Source organism: Lawsonibacter asaccharolyticus, from assembly GCF_022453915.1.
Classification (GTDB): Bacteria; Bacillota; Clostridia; order Oscillospirales; family Oscillospiraceae; genus Lawsonibacter; species Lawsonibacter asaccharolyticus.
Map to the genome: position 1 here is coordinate 846,184 of NZ_CP091870.1, position 22,123 is coordinate 868,306.

Sequence of the window (22,123 nt, forward strand, 5' to 3'; positions counted from 1 at the left end):
TTACAATTTGACCTCCGGCATGCTCTCCCAAAGCCGGAGGCTGGATGTGGTCTCCAATAACATGACAAATTTGACCACCCCAGGCTATAAGGCGGAACAGTACACGGACAGCACCTTTCAGGAAGTGCTGATCAGCCGCATAGGCAACAAGAACAAAAGCGGTGCACAGGAAATTGGAGAAGAGAGCTATATCCTGGCACCCAGTCAGCTTTACATAAACTTTGCCCAGGGGACTCCGGAGGAGACGGGGCTCAATCTGGATTTTGCGATCCAGGGAGAGGGTTTTTTTTGCCATTCAGACGGAGAACGGCACAGAATATACCCGGGGAGGGAGCTTTGCGCTGGATCAGGAGGGCTATCTCTCCCTTCCGGCCCATGGCAGGGTGCTGGGACCGGACGGACAGCCTCTCCAACTGACAACGGATGATATCCGGGCCGATGAGTTCGGCCGGATCTATACCGAAGATGGAGATGCATACCTGGGACAGATCGGCGTATTCGCCTTTGCGGATAATGGACAGCTGACTAAGAATGAGAGCGGGCTGTTCGGGGCCGGCGGTCAGGCAGCTGAGCCAGTACAGCCGTCCATTCAGTGGCGGTGGGTCGAGAGCTCCAACGTGGATATGATCCGGGAGATGAGTACCATGATGACTGCGGAGCGGGCGCTACAGAGCGCGGCCCAAGTACTCAAACTCTACGACGGCCTGCTGACGAAGGCGGCCAATGAGCTGGCGCGGATGTAAACGGAGAGGGGGAGAGCTTATGATTCAGGCATTTTACAGCGCTGCGGTGGGCGCACAGCAGCAGATGCAGAAGATGAACGTGCAGGCAAACAATATCGCCAATGTCAATACCTGCGGGTTCAAGGCAGAAAAGCCAGCCTTTCAGGCGCTGATGTACGGCATGGTCAATGGGATCGGAGGGGATCAGCTTCCGAAGGGGAGCGGGACGCGCATGGTATCCACCGCGACAGACTTCAGTCAGGCACCTGTTGAGGAGACTGGAAGGAAACAGGACTACGCCATTGCGGGAGACGGCTTTTTTGCCCTCTTCGACCCATCCAAAAACGAGATATCGTTCACCCGGGACGGCTCCTTTGCGGCCGCAGGCTTTCAGGAGCAGGATGAGGAGGGAGAATGGCACGAAGTCTACTATCTGACGGACGGTGCGGGGCGCCAGGTCCTGAACTCCAGCGGCTACCCAATCCAGATGGAAAATTTTGAGGAAGAGCAGCCTGTGGGCGTGTTTATCGTGCAATACCAGGATGGACTGCAGCACCTGGACGGAGGGCGCTTCCTGGCAACGGAAAAAAGCGGAAATGTTTGGATGGGCAGTTCAGCAGTCCGGCAGGGATTTTTAGAGACATCCAACACGGATCTGGCCACTGAGATCGGAAAGGTGATCGAGGCACAGCGCTCCTACAGCTATGCGCTGAAAATGATGATCACGGCGGATGAGGTGGAGACGACTGTGAACAACCTGGCGAATGGATAAGACGGGGGAATTGTCTTGAAAAATTTTGATGAGCTGAATGTTTTGGAACTGGACACCATCCGGGAGATCGGGAGCATCGGCACGGGAAACGCAGCTACCGCACTGTCCAGCATGCTGGGGTGCGAGGTGCGTATCGACGTGCCGGAGGTCCGAATCATGGGCTACAACGAGGCCATTGACTGGATCGGCGGCCCTGAGGTAATTACGGCCGGCGTTGTAGTGCGCATGGGAGGCGAAGTGAATGGGATCATGCTCTCGGTGCAGCAGATAGAGTTTGTCAATCTGGTGTTGGGGCATATGGTAGGCAGGGAGATCGAAGATTACAGTCAGCTCACAGAGCTGGACCGTTCCGCCTTGGTGGAAGTAGGCAACATCATGATCTCCACGTTCATCAACGCTCTGTCCGGTTTAGCGGACCTCACCATCCAGGTAACGGTGCCCGCCTTTGCGGTGGACATGCAGGGGGCGATTTTGACCGTTCCCATGGCGGAATTTGGCGGTCAGTCAGATTACATTATGACGATCGGCGCAAATTTTATCTGCAATCGCAGGATCGTACCCTGCCGCCTGCTGCTCTCACCGGATATCCGCTCTCTAAATTTTTTGTTGAAGAAGCTGGGTGTTTTGGATGAGTGATAAGTTGGTGGTGGGGATCGCGGATATGAAAATGACCCAGTATGAAGGGATGCTGGTGACATATGCCCTTGGGTCGTGCATCGGGATCTGTCTCTATGACCCCGGCCTGAGACTGGCGGCGCTGGTCCATGTGATGCTGCCGCTGAACATGGAGACCGGGCGGAGATCACCGATGAAGTATGCGGACACGGGAATTCGGGAGACCCTGCGGCAGATGGAGGCGAGAGGGGCAAGGCGCAGCCGCATGGTGGCCAAAATTGCGGGAGGCGCCCGTATGTTTGAGGTGGCGGGCGGCGGAAGCCTGGGAAATATCGGGCAGCGGAATATTGAAAGCGTGCATATGACGTTGAAAAGGGAAGGCATCAAGCTCCTGCGGGAGGATGTGGGCGGTACAGTGGCAAGGACGCTGCTGTTCGACGCAGAATCCGGAGAGGCATGCATCCGCAGCTATGGAAGACCGGAACTGATTTTCTAGCTAAAATTTTAAATGAGATCAGAAATGGGGGATCAGCATGGCAGAGCGAGGCAACCACGAGATATTACTGGAAACAGGGACAAATGAGATCGAAATTATGGAGTTTACCATTGACGGGAATCTCTATGGGATCAATGTGGCAAAGGTGCGGGAGATCCTGATGTCCGCACCTGTACATCCCATGCCCCATTCTCATCCCGCAGTGGAGGGCATCTTCAAGCCCAGAGACATAGTGATCACAGTGGTGGACTTGCCCAAATATCTGAGTGGACGGGAGGAAGAAAAGGGGAACAAGGACCTGTTCATCATCACCAATTTCAATCAGATGCATATCGCGTTTCGTGTTCATACAGTGGTTGGGATCAGCAGGATCTCCTGGCAGGATATACAGAAGCCGGATAAGACCGTCTCTGGGGGACCAGAGGGTGTGGCCACCGGTATCGCGCAGTGCGGTGAGGAACTGGTCACTATTTTGGACTTTGAAAAGATCGTGGCGGAGATCGCGCCTGAGACAGGGATCCAGCTCTCTGAGGTGGACCGGCTGGGGCCGAGAAGCCGGAACGAGACCCCTATCTGGGTGGCTGAGGACTCTATCCTGCTCACACAGATGATCCGCAGCGCTTTGGTCAAGGCCGGATATGTAAACCTAAATATGTATCCAAACGGCGGTGAACTATGGGACGCCCTCCAGCAGTGGAAGGGAGCGCCGGATCTGCGAGAACATGTAGCGCTGATCATCACGGACTTGGAGATGCCGCAGATGGATGGACACCGCCTGACAAAGCTGATCAAATGCGATCCGGAGTTCAGCCGTATCCCGGTGGTGATCTTCTCCTCCCTGATCACGGAGGAGATGCGCCGGAAGGGAAAAGAGGTGGGCGCGGATGAACAGCTGAGCAAGCCTGAAATTGGGCATCTGATCGGGATCATCGATCAGCTGATCGCCCGTGGAGAGTGACGGAAGCAGGAGGGAAGTCTATGAACAGCAAATATATCGTCCGCCAGCCGATCAAGGATGCAGAAAACCGGATCATCGGCTATGAGATCCAGTACTATGGTGAGAATCAGGCATTCAGCGGGGGAGATGGTCCTGGCGCCAGCGATTTCGCCGCAGCAGACACCATCTACAATTTCCTGACGCTGAATACAGACAAGCTGCTTCGGGGGTCCCTGAATTTTATGACCTTTACCACTACTCTGCTGATGAAAAAGACACCCAGGCTGTTTGACAAGTCGGAACTGGTCATTCAAATCGATGACAGTGTGATCATTCATCCTCTGGCTATGCGGATGGTACAGCAGTACGCGAAGGAAGGGTACCAGATCGCGGTCAATGAGTTTCAATTTGCGCCGCGGTATCTGGGGATTCTGGATGGCATCGACTACATCAAGCTGAATTTTCAGAGCACACCAGAGCTCACACTGAAAAATATCATTGAAATTGCCCGCAGCATGAAGAAAAAGTGCATTGCGGTGGGAATAGACCGGGAGGAGCTCTACCAGAAGGCGCTGAAACTGAAGGTGGATGCGCTGGAGGGCACTTATGTGGCGGAGAAGCTCCGGACAAAGACACACAGCAGCGGCTACCTGCAAAGCAATTTCTTCCGCCTGATGGTGGCGGTGACCAGGGATGAGCCTGATGTGGAGGAGATCGAGCAGATCATTTCGGTGGATGCTACTTTGACCTATGGCCTGCTGAAGATGGCAAATTCCTGCTATTTTGCCCTGAGACACAAGGTGGCTACTGTGCGTCAGGCCATCATGACCATGGGACTGAGCGAACTGAAGCAGTGGGTCTATCTGCTGAGCGCAAGCAATGCAGAAAACCAGATGGAAGAGGGAGCAGAGGAATTCCTGCGCTTGTCCTTTATGAGAGCAAGCTTCTGCAGCAACCTGATGAACTATGCGAAAGACATGCCCATCTCCAAGCCGGAGGCATATCTGATGGGGATGTTTTCTACTCTGAACTATCTGATCGACGCACCGCTGGAAGAGATCCTGGAGCAGATCCCCCTGTGCGCAGAGGCGAAGGAGGGGCTTTTGCATCACACAGGGCGGTGCGGTATGCTCTATGATCTGGCACTGTCCTACGAGCGAGCCAACTGGGCAAGAATTGACGAACTCGCGGAGGGGCTGGGTATCCCGACCAACCTGCTGACCAGCCTTTATTTCAGCTGTATGGAGGAAGTAAACCGGGTGTGGAACGAAATCACACGTCCGGAGCCCAGCCAGCTGGAGGCGGGCCTGGCGGAGGAGCGCGGGACCTGACAGGACCGGGACGGCTGACAGAGAACAGGGGGGTCAGCCGTCCCGGTTTTTTGCTGCAGTGGAAAGTCGAGTGTGAGGGTGAAGAGACATGATACCAGTTTGGGAGCACTTTGAGGACCTGGAAGAGATCCTCTATGTGGCGGATGTAGAGACCTATGAGCTGGTGTACCTGAACCGGTACGGCCGCTCTGTATTTAGAATCGAGGATGAGGACAACTACGCAGGGAAAAAGTGTTATGAGGTTTTGCAGGGAAGGAGAGAGCCATGTCCATTCTGTACAAATTCACAGCTGAAGGAAGGCAAATTCATTGAATGGACCTATCGAAATCCTCTGCTCAAAGCCCCCTATCGGATCAAGGACACCATCGTTGAGTACGAGGGCAGACAGTACCGCATGGAATTTGCCATGGATGTGGAGAAGGAAAAGCAGGAAGCGCAGAAGCTGGATCTTGCCGCGGTGCGTCATTATGAAGAGCTGATCAATGAGTGCTTTCTGAAGGTGCGTGCCGTCACAGACATGGATGAGGCATTAAGCTTCATGCTCCATTATCTCGGGACCCATATTTCCTGCAATGCAGTGATGATCTACGAGAGCAGGGAGCGAAAATGGCTGCTCAACACCTATAGCTGGAGCAGGGCGGGGAAGGCGCCGGAGAAAAAACTGCTGGAGCTGAGTGTGGCGGAACCCGTGACAAAGTGGTATGAAACATTTTTTCATAACGAGCCGCTGCTGCTGACAGATATGGAAAAGCTGTGCCGGGATATGCCGGCGCTGTCTAAGGTGCTGTCTCCGGAGCAGGTCCGGCGTATGATCCTGATCCCGCTTCTGGCCAAAGCGGAGGTAGTCGGCTTTGTGCGCATAGACGACCCACCAGAGAAACAGATGAACGCAGTGGCGGAGATGTGCAAGATCCTGTCTCATTTTATTGTCTCTCTCATACAGCAGAGGGACCTGATCCGGAATCTGGAGCAGATCAGCTTTCGTGATCAGATGACTGGCGCGATGAATCGGTACGCGCTCAATTCCTACTTAGCCAGAGCACATCTGGAGCGGGACATGGGGCTGATCTACTGTGATCTGATCGGCCTGAAGCGGGTCAATGACCGGTTTGGGCATGCCAGCGGGGACCGAACGATCATACAAGCCTATCAGGTCTTAGGAGGGATGTTTCCTGAGGACCAGATCTTCCGCATGGGCGGGGACGAGTTTCTGGTGGTGCGGGAAGGGGTAGGCAGGGAGAAGTTTCAGGAGAGTGTGGAGCAGCTGAAAGCGGCGGCGGTATCCAGCCGCTGCTGGCTGTCCATCGGAAGCGCTTGGTGTCAGGCCGGCGGAAAAAGCTTCAATGACCTGATGAATGAGGCGGACGAAAATATGTACGAGAATAAACGGACATATTACCGCCTGTGCGGCCTGACAGATGGACTGGAAGAGCACCGGATGGAGCATGATGACAGGGAGCTTGTGCAGAGTCAGGATGCGCTCCATGCCTTTGTGAGGGACTGCTATTTTGATGTGACCTCCTTTTTGAAATCGCTGACCATGACGGGCTCTTCCTTCTATATCTATTTCGGAGATATGAGGAAAAATCTATATTATATTTCCGACAATTTAAAGGAGGACTTCTGCTTCCCGGGGAATATTGTTCCCAATTTTGTGTCGCTGCTGGAGCAGCGCATCTATGGGCCGGACCAGCAGATGCATGTCGAGGATACGAGGGCCATGCTCAGGGAAAAGCGGGAGAGTCACAGCGTCCGCTATCGAATCTATGACAAAAATGGAGAGCTGACCTGGCTGCACTGCCGGGGGATCATGAAGTGGAATGAGGATAAGACAGAGCCGCTGTTTTTCTCCGGGAGCATGGTCAGCCTGAAAAATGAGTCGGAGGTGGATCCGATCACCGGACTGCTCAACCTTTCCCTTGCCCTGAAGCGGATCTCGGAGTTCAACAGGCTTGGGATCGAGACAATGCTGATGTGCATCGTGCTCCGAAAATTTTCCGATGTTAACCACGTCTTTGGCCGGGACATTGGAGACGCGGTGATGAAAGAGATCGGCTGGCAGCTGGAGCGGAATCTGGGCGTGCAGTTCTATTTTTATCGGATAGACGGAGCGCGTTTTTTGGCAGTCTCTCAAACGGTGCTGGAGCCGGAAGGGGCGGTGGCATCGATCCAAAAGATCATAAAAGACATATTCAGAAAATATAAGATCCATGTTGTTTCCCCCTGTGCCATTGGGGTGCTCCACAGCGCAGCGGGACAGAGAGAGGCCCAGGAGCTGGTCGACAATGTGATCACGGCAGCCCATACAGCAAAAGCGTTCCCAGATTTGGATTATCTTGAATTTTCGTCCCATATGACAAAGACCTATCAGGAGCATACCGACATGAGCATGGCTTTGAATGCATGCATTGAACATGGGTTCCAAGGCTTCCGCATTGTGATCCAGCCCCAGGTAGAGACAAAAAACGGACGGATGTTCGGCGGTGAGGTGCTGCTGCGCTGGAAGAACGAGGGGAAAGAGATATCACCTTCCAAATTTGTCCCGATACTGGAGCAGACGGGAATGATCGCTCCGGTAGGGAAATGGATTCTGGAGGAGACCATGCGGAAAGGGAAGGAGATCCTGAAGTATCAGCCGGATTTCCGGCTCTCGGTCAATGTCAGCTATCTCCAGATCATGGATCAAAAGTTTTTCCCTTTTTTAGAAGATACCATGGAGCGCTTCCAGATACCGGCGGAAAATCTGCTGATCGAGCTGACAGAGACCCATTTTGACGAGATGCCGGAGCATCTTCAGCGCTTTATCCGGCAGTGCAAGCAGATCGGGATACGGTTTGCTCTGGACGATTTTGGAAGTGCCTACTCCGGGCTGCAGCTTCTTCTGCAGTATCCGGCTGACCTGATCAAGCTGGACCGGACTCTGATGCGGGAGATCACTACCTCCAAGGAAAAGATGAGGTTTATCATGAGCGTGGTCTACGCCTGCCATCAGTTCGGAAAGGAAGTCTGTGTAGAGGGCGTAGAGACAAAAAAGGAGCTGGATATCGTCCGCCAGACAGAGTGCGACTTTATCCAGGGATTTTATTTCTACAAGCCTCTGGAGTGGGAAGAAATGCGTCAGGTTTTGGAGTCGCAGAAAAAAGAAGATATTCTGAGTTGGAAATAGGAAAATGGAAGGTGAGAGGCTATGAGCCCCAAATATGAAGAGGACCTCTCCAGTGCTTTGGGCGCGATATGCGAGGTGCTGACCCGGGAAAATCATCTTCTCTTTGTGGGGAGGATACAGGAATACGACAGGGCAGGCGGCCGGCTCTGTGCAGAGCTGCGTAAAGGGGAGGGAACTCCCGGGGGTGTTTTATACCATGAACCGGTAAAGGTACACATCTATATGGGACAGGAGCAGGGCAAGGTGATGATCGCCTATGGACAGGTGGAGCGGAACGCAGCGGACCACTGGTGGATCGAACTGGAGAACGTTGTATCTGGGCCGGAGAGGCGAGAGAACTTTCGACAGATGGTGAGAGGCCGCGGCATTTTGACTGACCGGGAGGGGAGAAAGCAGCCCTGCAATTTGGTCGATATAAGCATCAGCGGGGTGAAATTTTACAGTCAGGGCCGGTATATAGAGGGGGAAGTGCTGGAGCTGTCTGGATTTCGGTTGAGGCAGGAGGGGGAGCTCTATACCCTGCTTTGCCTGGTGCGGAGGGTGGAGCGGATAGATGCCGGAAAGGGCTGGTATTCTTATGGGTGCAGCTTTTATGACCTGCGTCCGGGGCAGGAGGACCAGCTGTGCAGGGATATCTTCAACCTGCAGGCAAGGTCTATCAACCGGAAGAGCTGAGAGCGCCTGAGGCCCCCCGCCAATATGGCGGGGGGCCTCAGTTTGTCAAAAAAGCGCTCCTGCGGAGGTCCGGCGCCCACAGGCGGCGGATAACGTTTGATGCTGCCCTAAAAGTGACTCCGCCACTTTTAGGCAGTCGCAGGCCCCACCAATATGGCGGGGCCTGCTGCGTCAATGACGCGGGTTGTCCCGGATCAGCTTGACTGCATTGCTGAGGGCGGCGAGCACATCTGTGCGGTTCTGAGAGTCACAATTCTTCAGCTTGACCATCATACGCCCGGTATCCGTCACCACATACTGCGGAGGCAGGTGATTCAGCGCATAGGCGATCACATCAGATTTACAGATGTCGCAGCAGCAGCAGCCGTCCGCCTCCAAGATCCTATCTACATGCTGCAACACGATATCCTCCATCAGATTATGGTAATTCAAGCCCATTTCCACATTCCCCTTCTTTTGAGAAGCGATCATATTTTTCATGATCCATATCCTCTGTAGACTAGAGGGAGGATCGATCTGTAGGCCGGAAAAAGCGAGGATCGCGGGGGAAATAAAAATTTTCTGTCAGCGAGAGCCGGCGGGCAGGATATGCCGGGGGGAGTCCATCACAGATTTGCAGGCCCAGATGATCTGCCTGGTGATCTCGCTGTCATACCGGGCCCGGTACACACTGAGCTTGGTGGGGAGCAGATCTGGCGGAAACACGGCATATTGGGCCGGGAGCCGGGTGAGAGCCAGTGCCTCGGCGTCCGCCAGACAGCGGGGACAGCTGCAAAGACCAAACAGCTTTACATAACGTTCCAGCTTTTCCGCCACCAAGAGCTGCATCACATTGAAGAGCTCTGCGCCGTCTGACAGCTCTGTGGATGCCTGCTCCGGCACGGAAGGAGAGGGAGCGGGAGCAGAAGGAGTGGGGGGCGGAGTGTCCAAAACCTGGGGAGAAGCTTCTCCCTCCGCTGCGGAAGCGGGAGATGCAGGAGGGACCGGAGAGGGGGCGGCAGTCTGCTCCGAGGAGGCCAGCTCCTCCTGAAGTGCGGATTCCAGCGCAGTGTGGATGCTCTCTGACAGCGCAGCATTGTTGCTGCGGGCCACCTCCAAAATGGGCGGGGAGAGACGGCGCGCAGCAGAGGACGGAGCCTCCGGCACGGACATGTCTGAAGCAGGGGGGGCAGGCTCCAAAGGGGCGGGGGGAGGTGCTTCCCTGGGGGGCGGCACCGCGTCCGGCTTTACCTCCGGCGTGCCGCCGGAAAGAAGATTCAGCACATGGGCCGTTTTGCTGCTTCGGCTGTTTTTGCCCGCCATCACACATCCCTCCCGGGCCCATCCTGATGGGTCCTGCGGGGAAAGGCGGCGCCGGCCAGCTCATCACACAGACACTCATAATCCTGGGAGGGCTTGGAGTGGGGAGAGTAATCTACGATGCTGATCCCGTGAGCCGGGGCCGCCGCCACCGAGACGCTGTTACGGATCTTAGTCTGGAATACTCTGGTATCCAGCTGTTCCGCCATCTGCTGGGAGAGCTCCAGCATTTCCCGATTGAGATTCAGCCGGGGATTAAAACGAGTGAGCAGAATGCCCATGACCCGCAGGCGGGAATTATAATACTCCCACACACTGTCAATGGTCTCTTTGATCTGGGAGACGCCCAGCAGGCTGAGTACCTCCGGCGCCATGGGAATGATCAGGCCGTCAGTGGCGACATAGGCGTTGACGGTCAGAATATTAAGGGCGGGAGGAGTGTCGATGATGATGAAATCATATCGGTCCTGGAGCTTTGACAGGGCGGTTTTCAGCAGAAATTCCCGCCCCGGCTTCTGAAATTCCAGTTCGGCTGCGGAGAGAAGAATATTGGCTGGAAGAAGATCGCAGGTATCTGTAGGGGAGACGGCCTGTTCAGGGGAAGCGGTCCCGCGGAATACATCGTAGATCGTGACGCAGTGCTCAATATCAAGACCGAGGCTGAAGCTCAGACTCCCCTGCGGGTCCAGATCCACGCCCAGGACCTTGGCCCCGCGGTTATGCAGGGAGGACAGAAGGGCGCAGGCAGTTGTTGTCTTTCCGACGCCGCCTTTCTGATTGGTGATCGAGATAATAGTTGGTGACATACCCCTTTACTTCTCCTTTCGTCAGTTCCGGAAAAGCCTGTGCGCAGTCTGGCATAAGGGCGCCGCAAGAAAATGCGGTATCAGCTCTTAATTTTTGACGATTCCGGACGATATAAAAAGCGAGGTAGTAAGGAGTAAAAACGATGTGCAAATTGATTTTACTCAAAATAAACTGGATTGTCAATCTATTACAGTGCTGTCCTGGGGGGACAGCCGTGTCAAAGGAGTGAAGGAAACATGGCATCGATCGGAAGCTTGACTGGCAGCACCTCCAGCGGAAGCATTTATGGAAACAGAAATTCCAACATCATCTCCGGACTGGCCAGCGGACTGGACACGGAATCCATGATCGAGGGAATGGTCCAGGGCTACCAGCAGAAAATTTCGGGACTGGAGCAGAACCGCACGGTGCTCCAGTGGCAGCAGCAGGCGTACCAGAGCATTTCCAACAAACTGGTGGAATTCGCACGGAAATATGCCTCTTATACCTCCAGCACAAACCTGCTCAGTTCCAGCTTTTTCAACAATGCGGTGGTGACCACCCCAAATGGGACGTTTTCCAATCTGGTGACTGCCTCTGGAAAGACCAGCAGCAATGTGGTGCTCAATGCGGTGGCCCAGCTTGCCACCGCCGCCCGCTATACGGTCAACAACTCTCTGGGCGCGAGTGCGAAGGACGGTCAGATCACCGTAGCGGGTGAGGAGATCGATCTGGGGAAGGAGATACAGGTCAGCACCATGAGCGGATCGCTCACGCTGACTTATGGAAATCAGAACATCACCCTGGACTTCGGGGAGCTGGAGGATTTTTCCGGAAAAGACGGAAAGCTGGACTTGGATAAGTTTAAGGAAGCGGTAGAGAAAAAGCTGGCCGACCAGAAAATCACCACTTCCAGTGGAAATGTGGTCTCTGCCTCTGAGGTGATCGGAGTAGAAGTGGGACCTCATGGGATCGGGTTCAGCGACAAATCCGGTGCCGGGAACAGCATCTATATCAGCGGAGCTTCCGGGGACTTCAAGGACATGGTGATGGAGCTGGAGGATACCATCAGCGGCAAATCAAGCAGCATCCGGCTGGATACTGACAAAGCCGTGACCGAACGCGTATCCACAACAGAGTATCTCCGGGACAAGCCCCTTACCATCACCCTTAACGGGCAGACCAAGCAGATCAAAGTGGGCGAGGTGACACCGCAGAATGGTGAAACCTATATCAAGGCATTTGCACGCACTCTGAATGAGTCCATTGCGGACGCCTTTGGCGCCGGAAAGATCACCGTGGGAACGACAGATGCGAACAACGCCCTCACGTTCCAGGTGGCCAATGGAAACACCCTGTCCGTCAATTCCTCGGTCAACGAGCTGCTGGGCCTGGGGGAGAATGGCCTGACCTCATATCTGGATACCAGCCGGACGCTGGGTGATCTGCTGGGAGAGGATATGAAGGGTCTGACTGCCCTGAGAGGCGAGGGACTGGAGGATGGAAGCAAGCCTTCCATCGAAAAGGATGGGAAATATTATGACACAGCGGGAAATCTGGTGGATCAGGATGGCAACCGGATCGACAGCGAGGGAAACAAGCTCTATTCCATGAAAATCAACGGGGTGGAGATTGGGACCTATACCAAGGACACCGCGCTGGAAACTGTGATCAACGGCATCAACAGCAATACAGAGGCGGGGGTCAACGTCAGCTATTCCAAACTCACCAACCAGTTCGTCTTTACAGCCAAAGAGACGGGCGAGGGCGGTAAGATCGAATATGGGACTGTGGATGGACAGGGAAATGCAACGGATCTGGCGGCCGCCCTGTTCGGCGGTGCAGTAAATGAGAATGCTCCCGGGTATGTGAAAGGACAGGACGCCATATTCCAGGCCACCATCAACGGTGAGACCATGACATTCACACGCAGTTCCAACACCTTTGAGGCGGATGGAATGAATATCACCTTCAGCGGAACGTTTAATGCCGCAGATGGTGTGGGAAAGGACCCCATTACCAGCGAGGAGCTGAAGAATAAAAAGCCGGAGGACCTCTTCAAAACAGACGGTGAGGGCGTTACCTTTACCAGCAAGACGAATGCGGACACCATTGTGGATGCGATCAAATCCATGGTGGAAGATTACAACGCCATTGTCTCCGAGGTGAAAAAGGCGTACTCTGACATGCCGCTGGAACAGTCTGACGGCTCCAAGTACAAGCCCCTGACCGACAAGGACAAAGAGGGGATGACGGAGAGTGAGATCAAGGCCTATGAGGAAAAGGCCAAGACCGGGATCCTCTTTATGGACCGGGACCTGTCCTCTCTGTATAACGCACTGCGCAGCGCTGTTGCGCCAGGCGGTGCAGATGGCTCCTTCCTGCGCTCCATCGGGATCAAGACCAGCTATGAGGACGGACTGACTACCATCAGCCTGGATGAGACTGCGCTGCGGGAGGCTCTGGAGACCAACCCGGACCAGGTGCGGGATGCCTTCACCAAGAGCAAGGACAACGGAGCGGCCACAGATGGTCTCATGACGATGATTCAGAAGGTGACGGACCGCTATGCTGCCACGACTGGAGATGTAAAGGGCATCCTGATCGAAAAGGCGGGATCGCAGTACTCTCCCACAGCGGCACTGGACAATACACTTTTGAATCAGATGAAAGAGATCGATGAACAGATCGAAAAATGGCAGGATAAGATGTCCAACAAAGTGGACTATTATACCAACAAGTTCACTCAGTTGGAGGTCCTGATCCAGCAGATGAACTCCCAGAGCTCCACACTTTCCGGTTTAATGGGAGGCTATTGAGCCGGATAGGAGAGAAAGGATTCCAACACCTATGGATATGAGAGGATACCAACGCTACCGGGAGGACTCGTTAAGCACCATGACCCAGGGAGAGCTCCTGCTCCTGCTCTTTGACGAGCTGGTGAAGCGGCTGACCCAGGCAGAGCTCGAACTGGAGCGGGAGCATTATCCTGCTTTTGAAGCGGCAGTAGACAGAAGTGTAAAGATCATCCGGTACTTGGATGACACGCTGGACCGCCAGTATCCGATCAGCCAGAACCTGGACCGCCTGTATGAATATTTCTGTTATGAGCTCAGCCGGGTCAAAAATGGAAGGAACCAGAAGGAGCTTTCCCGGGTCAAAGGAATGGCGGCGGAGCTGAGGGACAGCTTCCGACAGGCGGATAAAAGTCAGACGGACCGCTGAAGGAGAGACAGAAGATGCTGAGCAAACAGGAGCTTGACGCAGCCTTGGCGGCAGAACGGGCAATGTATCGGGCCCTGTCCGAGGTGCAGGATATCACCCGGGAGCTGCTGGATGCGGTAGACCGCCAGGATCAGGTATCGGTGCGGCTGTTTTTGAGCATGCGTCAGGAGCAGATCAACCAGCTTAGAGATCAGAAGGAACTGCTGAAAAAGCAATGTGGCGGACTGCCCAAGGAAGAGGGCGATCTGCTGCGCCAGATCCTGTCCGGGAAAAAACCGGCGGGAGTGGAGGGAGAGGCCCTGTCCCTCCAGGTGGAACGGAACCGCGCGCTGTTAGAGCGGACGCTTCAGGCGGACAAGGCTCTGAGCAGGCGGCTGGCGGGGAGAGAGTCTTTTTACCAAAGCTGAGTCAGGCCGCTGTTTGGTGGAAAAAAGCCCTCTGCCGGCATCTTGCCGGCAGAGGGAGCTTGATGTCATTTTAGGGTGGAGAAGCGCCAGAGCGGCGCACCGGAAGAGCGGCTTTGGGATAGCTCCGCAAGGATCACTTCCGGGTCCCACGCGGCCAGGCTGCGCTCCCGGCTGTTTGGATCAGCCACCAGGATTTTTCCATCCAGCGTGACCCCGCGCAGGAGAATAAAGTGCCCGGAGCTGGTAAAGTGACCGCTCCCCATCAGAGCTACAAAGATGTGCCCGGAGGAGAGATCCTGACGCAGTTCGCCAGGGGAGAGGTCCGGGACGGACTCAGCACTGAGCCCATATGCCTGGGAGACCCCCTCTACGATGGAGAGATAAGAGCCGCTTCCGGGCGCACAGTAGCCGTGCTCATAGGCCCACGCTGCCATTTCCTCCGGGTTGATGTCCTGATCGGTCAGAGAGGAGACCAGCATAGACAGGGCGGTGGGACCGCACCCATAGCCGGAGATCGGATCTGGTCCAAAAGGCCGGCTCGCCCAAGGCTCCTCACCCTGATTGTAATAAGTCAGCGCCACTGTGCCGCCGGTCAGGATCTCCCTATCGGCCCGGACGGCGAACTCTGTAACGTTGGCGTCCTCCATCGGCGGTGCCTCCGAAATGGCAGGATCACCGGCAAGCTGGCTGACAGGGGCCTCTTCCGGTGTGAGCCGGTCCAAAAGTCCGGCACCGGCGGTGCGGACGGTTTGAAAGAGCTGGGAGGCAGGGGCTGTGATCCTCTGAAAGAGGGCTGGGTCGGCATAGGCGCAGACCGCCAGCTCGGTCAGACCGATGCACAACAGGGCCAGCAGGCCCCAGAGGACCAGCCTGCGCCTGAAATGAGACTTTGATCGACGGGACAAAAAAACCACTCCTCTTTATTTGATTATAGCAAATCCGGGCCCTGATGTATAGAGAAAAAGGGGCGAAAAGGAGCGTAGTATGCCACAGATCCGCTTGGAACAGGTGAGTAAATATTATCAGCAGGAAAAGAAAGCGGTTCCCGCGGTGAGAGAGATCGACCTTACCATTGAACAGCAGGAATTTGTCTTTGTTACCGGCAGCAGCGGCGCAGGGAAAAGCACTCTGCTGAACCTGATCGCGGGGGAGATCACTCCCACTGCCGGAGCGGTTTATCTGGACAATGTGCCCATAGGGCAGCAGCGCAGATTCGGGCATCCCAGAAAGGCGGGCTGCATCGGCTATGTGCCGCAGATCTCCCAGCTGATGAGAAAGCGGACCATTGAAGAGAATCTGGCCATGGCATCCATGATAGGGCGGGGGCGGAGAAAGGTGCCGATGGAGGAGCGCATTCGGAAGGCGCTGTGTATGGTCGGACTGAAGGATGTGGAGAAACGGTATCCGGTGGAACTGTCACTGGGAGAGTGCCGCCGGGTGGAGCTGGCCCGGGCCATCATCAACAGCCCATCCGTGCTGGTGCTGGACGAACTTACCGCAAGTCTGGACGAGGACACTATATGGGATCTGTTTCACTTGATCGGAGAGCTTAACCGCCTGGGTACAACGGTAATCATGGCCACGCACGCCAAAAACTTTGTAAATCTCATGCGAAAGCGTGTGATCACTCTGGTGGACGGGAGGATCTTTGGAGATGTGAGAAATGGAAGGTATGGAGATGTGATGTAGAAAGAGCAGAGTATCGCAGAACTGATCGAGATAAATATAAAATAGATAAAGGAAGTAGTTGCCATGCTGAAAAATATGAAGGTCAAAAAAAGTCTGATCCTGGGATATGGGATCACTATTGTGATTTCTGTAGCGCTCATTATTGCCTCCCTCATGATGATGAACAATCAAAGGGGCCAGTATGAGACGCTTATGAATGAAGATGTAGAGACCAATATGGCCATCCTGAATGCGCGGGTCAATGCCATTACGGCGGGCCGGAACTACCGTGATGCGCTTCTGGTCCCCGAAAGCAGTGCCAACGAAAGCCTGATCGCGCAGGCGGAAGCGGCTCTGGAGGCGATGCAGACCTATACCAAAAGCCTGTATGAGACATGGCCCAGTCAGATCGAGGACCAGTCGCTGCTGGAAAAGTATGACAGCATTAACAGCGAGTGGAGAGCGGTTGCGGAAAAGATCATGGGCCTTTACCAGCAGTATCGCAGCACCGGGAATGAGCTCTATCTGGAGCAGGCAAAAGAGATCATTTACAATGAGGATACCCCGCTTCAGACAGAGATGGGGGATGCGGCCACTGAACTGGATACTTTTTTGGAAAAGAGCATGGCCGAGGAGCGGACCAGAATCGAGAACAGCGTGAAGGGAACTTTCTTTGCGATTATTGCCGCTATGGTGGCTGCTACCATCGGTGTTCTGGTCCTGGCGTTTGCGCTGATCCGGAATGTGACCGGCCCCACAGAGGAGGTCCGCAACGCCCTGGTGGGCTTTAGCGAGGGCAACATGGATATCCCGGTCACATTTAAAAGCAAGAACGAATTGGGCGATATGTGTGAGGCCCTGCGTACCAGCCAGCATGTTTTAAAAGAAGTCATTGCGGATGAGTGCTATCTGTTGGAAGAGATGGCCAACGGGAATTTTGACGTACATTCCAAAAACGTGGACATGTATGTTGGCGTACTCCAGTCCGTTCTCAAGTCTGTCAGGGTCATCAATGGAAACCTGAGCGATACCCTGTCTCAGATCGGTGTCAGTGCGGAGCAGGTGTCTGCCGGTTCCGAACAGGTGTCCAATGGGGCCCAGGCGCTGGCGCAGGGCGCTACCGAGCAGGCCAGCGCAGTCCAGGAGCTCTCCGCTACCATTTCTGATCTGGACCAGAAAGCACAGGAGAATGCGGAGACTGCCAGAGTTGCCAAGGAAAAGGCGGACCAGGCCGGCGGAAAGACCCAGGCCTGCAATCAGAAGATGCAGGAGATGCGCCAGGCCATGAGCGACGTGCTGAAGAGCCAGACAGACATTGGAAAGATCATTGAGACCATTGAAAACATTGCCTTCCAGACCAATATTCTGGCGCTGAATGCGGCGGTGGAAGCCGCACGGGCCGGCTCTGCCGGAAAGGGCTTTGCCGTGGTGGCGGATGAGGTGCGGAATCTGGCTTCCAAGTCGGACCAGGCGGCCAAGCAGACAAAGAAGCAGATCGAAAATGCCATTGCTCATGTGGAGCGGAGCAACGCTCTGGTGGAAGATGTGGTAAAAAGCATGGAGGAGACTGTGGAATATTCCGGTACTGCCATTGACTATCTGGATCAGCTGGCGGAGAATTCCATTGCCCAGTCCGAGTCGATTGCTCAGCTGACCACGGGCGTGGATCAGATCTCTGCTGTGGTCCAGACCAATTCCGCCACCAGCGAGGAGTCTGCAGCCGCGAGTGAAGAGCTCTCCTCCCAGGCGGTCGTCATGAAGCAGATGATCCAGCGCTTCCGGCTGAAGGAAGGGAGTGCCAGAACTGAGGAGCCCGCTGTCGGCCAGTGTGAGCCCGCCATTCCGGTCGGTGGGCTGGAGCTGTCCCAGGGAGAGAACCGGTTCAGCAAATACTGAGTGCCGGGAGCTGTGCGAAAAGAAAAAAGGGGCACAGCCAGCACCTGAAAAAGAATATCCGGCAGATAGATAAACAGGCGGGGTGGGGAGGTTGTCTTAAAAGAAATTTTAAGATAGCCTTCCCGCTTTCGTAAGGGGGTAATTCCATGGAAGAGACCAGCAGACACTCGGACCAGGAACAGGATCTGATCTATGCACTGGACATTGGGACCAGAAGCGTGATCGGGCTGTTGGCCCGGCAGGAGCAGGATAAAATGCGGGTCCTCGAAGTGGAGAGGCGGCCGCATGAGAGACGTACCATGCTGGATGGACAGATCGAAGATATCCGGCAGGTGGCAAAGGTAGTCTCCGAGGTGACGAAGAGCCTGGAGGAGCGAAGCGGGAGAAAGCTGGAGCGGGCTTGTGTGGCTGCGGCCGGCCGAGCCCTGAGAACGGAGCGGGGAGAGTACTGTCTGGAGCTCTCCGCTCCGGAGATCGTGAAGGGAGAGCGGATCAGCCAACTGGAGCTGGAGGCGGTGGCAGCGGCGGAACGCACCCTTCAGGATAAGGAGCAGGAGCAGAGGATGTTTCTGGTGGGGTACACTGTTACACAGCTTCGGCTTGACCATTACCCCATGACCAGCTTGGAAGGACACACAGGGCAGGTGCTGGAGGCGGCCGTGGTGGCTACCTTTCTGCCCAGCGAAGTGGTGGACAGCCTGTACGCAGTGATGGTGGAGGCGGGACTTGAGGTGGCGAGCCTGACCCTGGAGCCGATTGCGGCCCTGAACGCAGCCATCCCGGAGGACATCCGCCTGCTGAATTTGGCGCTGGTGGATATTGGAGCCGGGACCACGGATATCGCTCTGTGCCGGGATGGAGGCGTTGTGGGCTACACAATGGCTACGGTGGCCGGGGATGAGATCACAGAGGCGCTGATGCGGGCGTGCCTTGTGGACTACCACACTGCGGAGCGGATCAAGATGCAGCTGGGGAAGGGGGTACCCATTTCCTTTGAAGACGTGGTAGGTGTGGAGCAGAGCTGTTCGGACGAGGAAATTTTTTCTATGATAGAGCCGGAGGTCCAGCGGCTGGCCGATGAGATCGCCCGCCGGGTCCTGGAATTGAATGAGAGACCGCCTTCCGCGCTGTTTCTGGCTGGCGGGGGCAGCAAACTGGCAGGACTGAGCGGACGGGTAGCAGATGCGCTGCAGATGGACCGAAAACGGGTAGCTGTGGCCGGACGGTACTTCCAGAACAGCGCCTGCTCCGATATCCAGGACCTGGACGATCCGGAATATACCACACCTTTGGGCATCGCGGTCTCAGCGGGATTGGGACTGATCAGCGACAGCTATCGGGTCGTGCTCAACGGGAAGCCGGCAAAGTTGTTCCGGAGCGGGAGGGTGACAGTGCTGGAGCTTCTGATGATGAATGGCTTTACCCACAGCGACCTGCTGGGCCGGAGCGGAAAGAGCCTGATGCTCTACCTGGATGGGAAACGGACTGTATTTTATGGAGAACCTGCCCTCCCGGCGAGGCTTGCGATCAATGGAGTGGAGGCAAAGCCCTCCCAGATAGTCCATGCGGGAGATGTGATCCAGTTCGAGCCGGCCAAGGCGGGAAAGGATCAGGAACTGAACGCGGGTCAGCTGAGCCGACAGCTGGGAGTGGGAGGACTGGCGTGCCAGGGAAAACTGCTGGCGCCGGACACTCCTCTCAGCACGGGCGACAGCCTGGAAACCGTGCAGGTATCTGAAAAGGGGCCGGAGAAGGAGAAGGCAGCTGGGGCGCCAATACAGATCGAACTTAATGGCAGACCGCTCCCCCTTCCAGGGAAGGCGGATGGTACGCCCTACTATTTGATGGACCTGCTGGAGCGGTCCGGAATCGACTTCAAACATGCAGAGCGGCCGGTGCGGCTTACAGTGAACGGTGCGGACTGCACCTTTCAGCAGCGGCTGAATGATGGGGATAGAGTGGAGATCCAATATGAGTGATCGGATGGAACAAGGAAGCTGGAGAAATCTGGCGGGAGGCGTACTGACGCTGTGCCTGACCCTGACGGGATGCGGCGGAGGAGCCGAGCCGCCCGACAATTATGGGATCGGATCAGATGCACTGCCCGCGTTGACCAAGCTGGTGGCCCTGGGCAGCGAAATGACCTGTTCGGTGCAGGAGAATACACAGGCCGGCGGGGACCAGGACATAGATGAGGCCCAGGGACAGCCGACCTATGAATACTCCGGGCTCGAGTCCGGAAACCAGGTCGCGGCAGAATATGTGCAGATGTTGGAGGACAATTATGACTGCTCCATTCTGGGCAGCAGAGACGCCCCAAAGGAGGAGCCTGACTTTCAGGCGGAGAGGGGGGAGGTGACGGTAGGAACAAAGTGTGCAGAAGGGGACGGAATCTTTGCCCTGGAGATCAGATGGCAGACACAGTCCTGTTCTATCACGCCTGTTCTGCTGGAAGGGGCGGAAGAGGAGGCAGAGTCCCTTACAGTTGAGGAGGCGGTGCACTTTCTGGAAGAGATGCCTCCGGAGAGGCTGGGACTGAGCGGCAGTGATATGAGTTCCTATCTGTTGTTCCCGGAGGAGGGGATCGTGATGGTGGACGGGATGCCCTGCTACTGCATCAACGCTTACGGAAGAGAGGATCACCAGATCCTGGATACCTACCTGGTATCAGAGGATGGGAGCGGATTGTATCGGCTTGACCGCGGGGAGGATGCAGTCTCAGCGCTGACATAAGGGGGCGGAAGGACTGCCTGAAAGCGGGATAGAAGTTCAGGAGAAAAGTGATGCGTTGGGCTGATGCCCTTTTTCCGCAGTGGGTCCGCAGAACATCAGTAAAATTTGATCGCGAAGAATTTCGATGCATGGACAGCGTGATAGAAAAGATGCTGGTCAGTTTTGGCACTGACGCAGGGGACGGCGGGCACTGTTCAAGGCGGTCGATGTTCAGACTGCCTGGGAAATTATTTTTCGGCAGAAGAAAGTGCAGGCTGTCGGACAGGCATTTATAAAAGAGGAAAAACTGGGTGGGACGATATGGATCATCAGATACAATATCCGGGGAATATGGCGGAAGGCACTTTGATGCCGCAAAATGATGCAGTCAAACTGACACCAGAGCTCATTGACAGCTTCGAGGCATACATGAAAAATAAGGGAATGGATCAGGGCTCCATTAAAAGCTACAGACAGGCTGTGGAGATGCTGTATCAGTGGCTGCCGGAAGAGAAAGTGATGGACCGGGATACACTGAGGCAATGGAGCGAGAACCTTCAAAAGGAATCGTATGCGGTCCGCACGGTAAACCGATTCCTCTCTGTGGGAAATACCCTGGCGGATTTCCTGGGGCACAGGGAATTTCAGATCAAGACCCTGATGGTGGATGCGGATGAGGTGCTGCCGGAGCTGACGCGCAACGAATATTTGCGTATGCTGCAGACGGCAAAGGCGTTGAAGAACGAGCGGGTCTATTTTTTGATAAAGGTATTTGCTAATGTTGATCTTCCGGTGCAGCAGGCATCCAAGCTGACAGTGGAGGCCGCAGAAGAGGGAAAACTGGTGATAAACAGAGGCGGCGGGAGAGAGATCATCCGTCTCCCAAAGTGCCTGTGTCAGGAGCTCTTGTCCTATGCAAAGCGGAGCGGGATCACAACAGGCCCCCTGTTCCTGACCAGACAGAAAAAACCGATGCGGAGGACACAGATCTCCGACAGTATCCGAAGAATGTGTCTGGAGGCTAAAATACCAGAAGGAAAAGGAAATCCCAGGTGTCTGCGGAAGCTGTATAAAGAGACCATGCGGTCTATTTATGCCAATATGGATTTCCTATTTGCGAAAGCCTACGAGCAGATTCTAGATCAAGAACAATTGATATACGGATGGGAAGAGAGTGTTTGAATCGGGGAGCAAGTGTACGGACAGGACAAAAGGCACCTTGGGCAGGATGATACGAAGGTTTAAACGGAGTGGCGCGGTGTGAGCGAGCCACTCCTGTTTTCCATATTAGGAACAGGCTTTCCCTGCATAAGCATCAAATGAGGGGCCGCCCAGCCTTTCCAGGGGCTGGACGGCCCCTCATTTGACGCTTAGGATCTGCAATCTTCATTTTGACAGATATTTGATACCCTCTGC

20 protein-coding genes and 1 pseudogene are annotated in these 22,123 nt (G+C 55.1%); 17 read left to right on the forward strand and 4 right to left on the reverse strand.

What is annotated here, in order from left to right; genetic code table 11:
* Positions 1 to 19: 19 nt before the first annotated feature.
* From L9O85_RS03905 to L9O85_RS03945, 9 genes and pseudogenes are all read left to right on the forward strand, one after another.
* A pseudogene (locus L9O85_RS03905) lies at positions 20 to 241 on the forward strand (flagellar basal body protein); the annotation flags it as partial.
* 22 nt (positions 242 to 263) lie between these two features.
* Positions 264 to 743, forward strand: a complete 480-nt coding sequence (locus L9O85_RS03910) for a flagellar basal body rod C-terminal domain-containing protein (RefSeq protein ID WP_301579650.1) — start codon at positions 264 to 266, stop codon at positions 741 to 743.
* Between the two features lie 19 nt (positions 744 to 762).
* Positions 763 to 1,494, forward strand: a complete 732-nt coding sequence (locus tag L9O85_RS03915; RefSeq protein WP_108979514.1) for a flagellar hook-basal body protein — start codon at positions 763 to 765, stop codon at positions 1,492 to 1,494.
* 15 nt (positions 1,495 to 1,509) lie between these two features.
* Positions 1,510 to 2,130 carry a chemotaxis protein CheC gene (locus tag L9O85_RS03920; protein ID WP_050625228.1) on the forward strand — a complete coding sequence of 207 codons (621 nt, stop codon included), beginning with the start codon at positions 1,510 to 1,512 and terminating at the stop codon, positions 2,128 to 2,130.
* On the forward strand, positions 2,123 to 2,605 hold the full coding sequence (locus L9O85_RS03925; protein WP_301579651.1) for a chemotaxis protein CheD: 483 nt from the start codon (positions 2,123 to 2,125) through the stop codon (positions 2,603 to 2,605). Before L9O85_RS03920 ends, L9O85_RS03925 begins: the two co-directional genes overlap by 8 nt.
* A gap of 37 nt (positions 2,606 to 2,642) precedes the next feature.
* Positions 2,643 to 3,563 carry a chemotaxis protein gene (locus tag L9O85_RS03930; RefSeq protein WP_050625226.1) on the forward strand — a complete coding sequence of 307 codons (921 nt, stop codon included), beginning with the start codon at positions 2,643 to 2,645 and terminating at the stop codon, positions 3,561 to 3,563.
* Between the two features lie 20 nt (positions 3,564 to 3,583).
* The gene (locus L9O85_RS03935; RefSeq protein ID WP_108979513.1) at positions 3,584 to 4,873 is read left to right on the forward strand and encodes an EAL and HDOD domain-containing protein; all 1,290 of its coding nucleotides are present in this window, start codon (positions 3,584 to 3,586) and stop codon (positions 4,871 to 4,873) included.
* 88 nt (positions 4,874 to 4,961) lie between these two features.
* On the forward strand, positions 4,962 to 8,039 hold the full coding sequence (locus L9O85_RS03940; protein WP_301579653.1) for an EAL domain-containing protein: 3,078 nt from the start codon (positions 4,962 to 4,964) through the stop codon (positions 8,037 to 8,039).
* A 222-nt stretch (positions 8,040 to 8,261) separates the two neighbouring features.
* Positions 8,262 to 8,714 carry a PilZ domain-containing protein gene (locus L9O85_RS03945; RefSeq protein WP_157954627.1) on the forward strand — a complete coding sequence of 151 codons (453 nt, stop codon included), beginning with the start codon at positions 8,262 to 8,264 and terminating at the stop codon, positions 8,712 to 8,714.
* Between the two features lie 171 nt (positions 8,715 to 8,885).
* Here the strand turns inward: L9O85_RS03945 and L9O85_RS03950 are convergent, their stop codons facing one another.
* The 3 genes from L9O85_RS03950 to L9O85_RS03960 all read right to left on the reverse strand — a co-directional run bounded on the left by L9O85_RS03950 (position 8,886) and on the right by L9O85_RS03960 (position 10,819).
* Entirely contained in the window at positions 8,886 to 9,194 is a 309-nt protein-coding gene (locus tag L9O85_RS03950) for a late competence development ComFB family protein (RefSeq protein WP_256182580.1), read from the reverse strand.
* Between the two features lie 84 nt (positions 9,195 to 9,278).
* Positions 9,279 to 10,016: a late competence development ComFB family protein gene (locus L9O85_RS03955; protein WP_256182581.1), complete on the reverse strand. Its 738-nt coding sequence runs from the start codon at positions 10,014 to 10,016 to the stop codon at positions 9,279 to 9,281.
* The gene (locus tag L9O85_RS03960; protein ID WP_301579657.1) at positions 10,016 to 10,819 is read right to left on the reverse strand and encodes a ParA family protein; all 804 of its coding nucleotides are present in this window, start codon (positions 10,817 to 10,819) and stop codon (positions 10,016 to 10,018) included. The genes L9O85_RS03955 and L9O85_RS03960 overlap by 1 nt, the downstream gene beginning before the upstream one ends.
* Before the next feature lie 237 nt (positions 10,820 to 11,056).
* On the opposite strand from L9O85_RS03960, the gene fliD reads away from it, so the two are divergent.
* The 3 genes from fliD to L9O85_RS03975 are packed head-to-tail and all read left to right on the forward strand — an operon-like array spanning position 11,057 to position 14,431.
* The gene (gene fliD / locus L9O85_RS03965; protein ID WP_301579659.1) at positions 11,057 to 13,618 is read left to right on the forward strand and encodes a flagellar filament capping protein FliD; all 2,562 of its coding nucleotides are present in this window, start codon (positions 11,057 to 11,059) and stop codon (positions 13,616 to 13,618) included.
* 31 nt (positions 13,619 to 13,649) lie between these two features.
* The gene (gene fliS, locus L9O85_RS03970; RefSeq protein WP_050625218.1) at positions 13,650 to 14,024 is read left to right on the forward strand and encodes a flagellar export chaperone FliS; all 375 of its coding nucleotides are present in this window, start codon (positions 13,650 to 13,652) and stop codon (positions 14,022 to 14,024) included.
* Positions 14,025 to 14,038: 14 nt separating this feature from the next.
* A complete protein-coding gene (locus L9O85_RS03975; RefSeq protein ID WP_050625217.1) occupies positions 14,039 to 14,431 on the forward strand; it encodes a hypothetical protein in 393 nt (130 codons plus the stop codon).
* 65 nt (positions 14,432 to 14,496) lie between these two features.
* Here the strand turns inward: L9O85_RS03975 and L9O85_RS03980 are convergent, their stop codons facing one another.
* Positions 14,497 to 15,336 (reverse strand): C39 family peptidase, encoded by an 840-nt coding sequence (locus tag L9O85_RS03980; RefSeq protein ID WP_301579660.1) that lies wholly within the window; start codon positions 15,334 to 15,336, stop codon positions 14,497 to 14,499.
* 79 nt (positions 15,337 to 15,415) lie between these two features.
* Here L9O85_RS03980 and L9O85_RS03985 point away from each other — a divergent pair, with 79 nt between their 5' ends.
* The 5 genes from L9O85_RS03985 to L9O85_RS04005 all read left to right on the forward strand — a co-directional run bounded on the left by L9O85_RS03985 (position 15,416) and on the right by L9O85_RS04005 (position 21,889).
* A complete protein-coding gene (locus tag L9O85_RS03985; protein ID WP_050625216.1) occupies positions 15,416 to 16,120 on the forward strand; it encodes a cell division ATP-binding protein FtsE in 705 nt (234 codons plus the stop codon).
* Positions 16,121 to 16,183: 63 nt separating this feature from the next.
* Positions 16,184 to 17,995, forward strand: coding sequence for a methyl-accepting chemotaxis protein (locus L9O85_RS03990; protein WP_077138792.1), 1,812 nt, complete (start codon positions 16,184 to 16,186; stop codon positions 17,993 to 17,995).
* A 146-nt stretch (positions 17,996 to 18,141) separates the two neighbouring features.
* Positions 18,142 to 19,974 carry a cell division FtsA domain-containing protein gene (locus tag L9O85_RS03995; protein ID WP_301579661.1) on the forward strand — a complete coding sequence of 611 codons (1,833 nt, stop codon included), beginning with the start codon at positions 18,142 to 18,144 and terminating at the stop codon, positions 19,972 to 19,974.
* On the forward strand, positions 19,967 to 20,728 hold the full coding sequence (locus tag L9O85_RS04000) for a hypothetical protein (RefSeq protein ID WP_301579662.1): 762 nt from the start codon (positions 19,967 to 19,969) through the stop codon (positions 20,726 to 20,728). Before L9O85_RS03995 ends, L9O85_RS04000 begins: the two co-directional genes overlap by 8 nt.
* 300 nt (positions 20,729 to 21,028) lie before the next feature.
* A complete protein-coding gene (locus L9O85_RS04005) occupies positions 21,029 to 21,889 on the forward strand; it encodes a tyrosine-type recombinase/integrase (protein WP_108979505.1) in 861 nt (286 codons plus the stop codon).
* The last annotated feature ends 234 nt before the right edge of the window (positions 21,890 to 22,123 follow it).

Excerpts from the sequence above, each read along its gene's own strand:
- L9O85_RS03945 (WP_157954627.1), top strand. The coding sequence starts at position 8,262 with ATGGGACAGGAGCAGGGCAAGGTGATGATCGCCTATGGACAGGTGGAG.
- fliD (WP_301579659.1), top strand. The coding sequence starts at position 11,057 with ATGGCATCGATCGGAAGCTTGACTGGCAGCACCTCCAGCGGAAGCATT.
- L9O85_RS03990 (WP_077138792.1), top strand. The coding sequence starts at position 16,184 with ATGCTGAAAAATATGAAGGTCAAAAAAAGTCTGATCCTGGGATATGGG.
- L9O85_RS03925 (WP_301579651.1), top strand. The coding sequence starts at position 2,123 with ATGAGTGATAAGTTGGTGGTGGGGATCGCGGATATGAAAATGACCCAG.
- L9O85_RS04000 (WP_301579662.1), top strand. The coding sequence starts at position 19,967 with ATGAGTGATCGGATGGAACAAGGAAGCTGGAGAAATCTGGCGGGAGGC.
- L9O85_RS03960 (WP_301579657.1), bottom strand. The coding sequence starts at position 10,819 with ATGTCACCAACTATTATCTCGATCACCAATCAGAAAGGCGGCGTCGGA.
- L9O85_RS04005 (WP_108979505.1), top strand. The coding sequence starts at position 21,029 with ATGGATCATCAGATACAATATCCGGGGAATATGGCGGAAGGCACTTTG.
- L9O85_RS03955 (WP_256182581.1), bottom strand. The coding sequence starts at position 10,016 with ATGGCGGGCAAAAACAGCCGAAGCAGCAAAACGGCCCATGTGCTGAAT.
- L9O85_RS03940 (WP_301579653.1), top strand. The coding sequence starts at position 4,962 with ATGATACCAGTTTGGGAGCACTTTGAGGACCTGGAAGAGATCCTCTAT.
- L9O85_RS03950 (WP_256182580.1), bottom strand. The coding sequence starts at position 9,194 with ATGAAAAATATGATCGCTTCTCAAAAGAAGGGGAATGTGGAAATGGGC.
- L9O85_RS03985 (WP_050625216.1), top strand. The coding sequence starts at position 15,416 with ATGCCACAGATCCGCTTGGAACAGGTGAGTAAATATTATCAGCAGGAA.
- L9O85_RS03995 (WP_301579661.1), top strand. The coding sequence starts at position 18,142 with ATGGAAGAGACCAGCAGACACTCGGACCAGGAACAGGATCTGATCTAT.
- fliS (WP_050625218.1), top strand. The coding sequence starts at position 13,650 with ATGGATATGAGAGGATACCAACGCTACCGGGAGGACTCGTTAAGCACC.
- L9O85_RS03915 (WP_108979514.1), top strand. The coding sequence starts at position 763 with ATGATTCAGGCATTTTACAGCGCTGCGGTGGGCGCACAGCAGCAGATG.
- L9O85_RS03935 (WP_108979513.1), top strand. The coding sequence starts at position 3,584 with ATGAACAGCAAATATATCGTCCGCCAGCCGATCAAGGATGCAGAAAAC.
- L9O85_RS03975 (WP_050625217.1), top strand. The coding sequence starts at position 14,039 with ATGCTGAGCAAACAGGAGCTTGACGCAGCCTTGGCGGCAGAACGGGCA.
- L9O85_RS03930 (WP_050625226.1), top strand. The coding sequence starts at position 2,643 with ATGGCAGAGCGAGGCAACCACGAGATATTACTGGAAACAGGGACAAAT.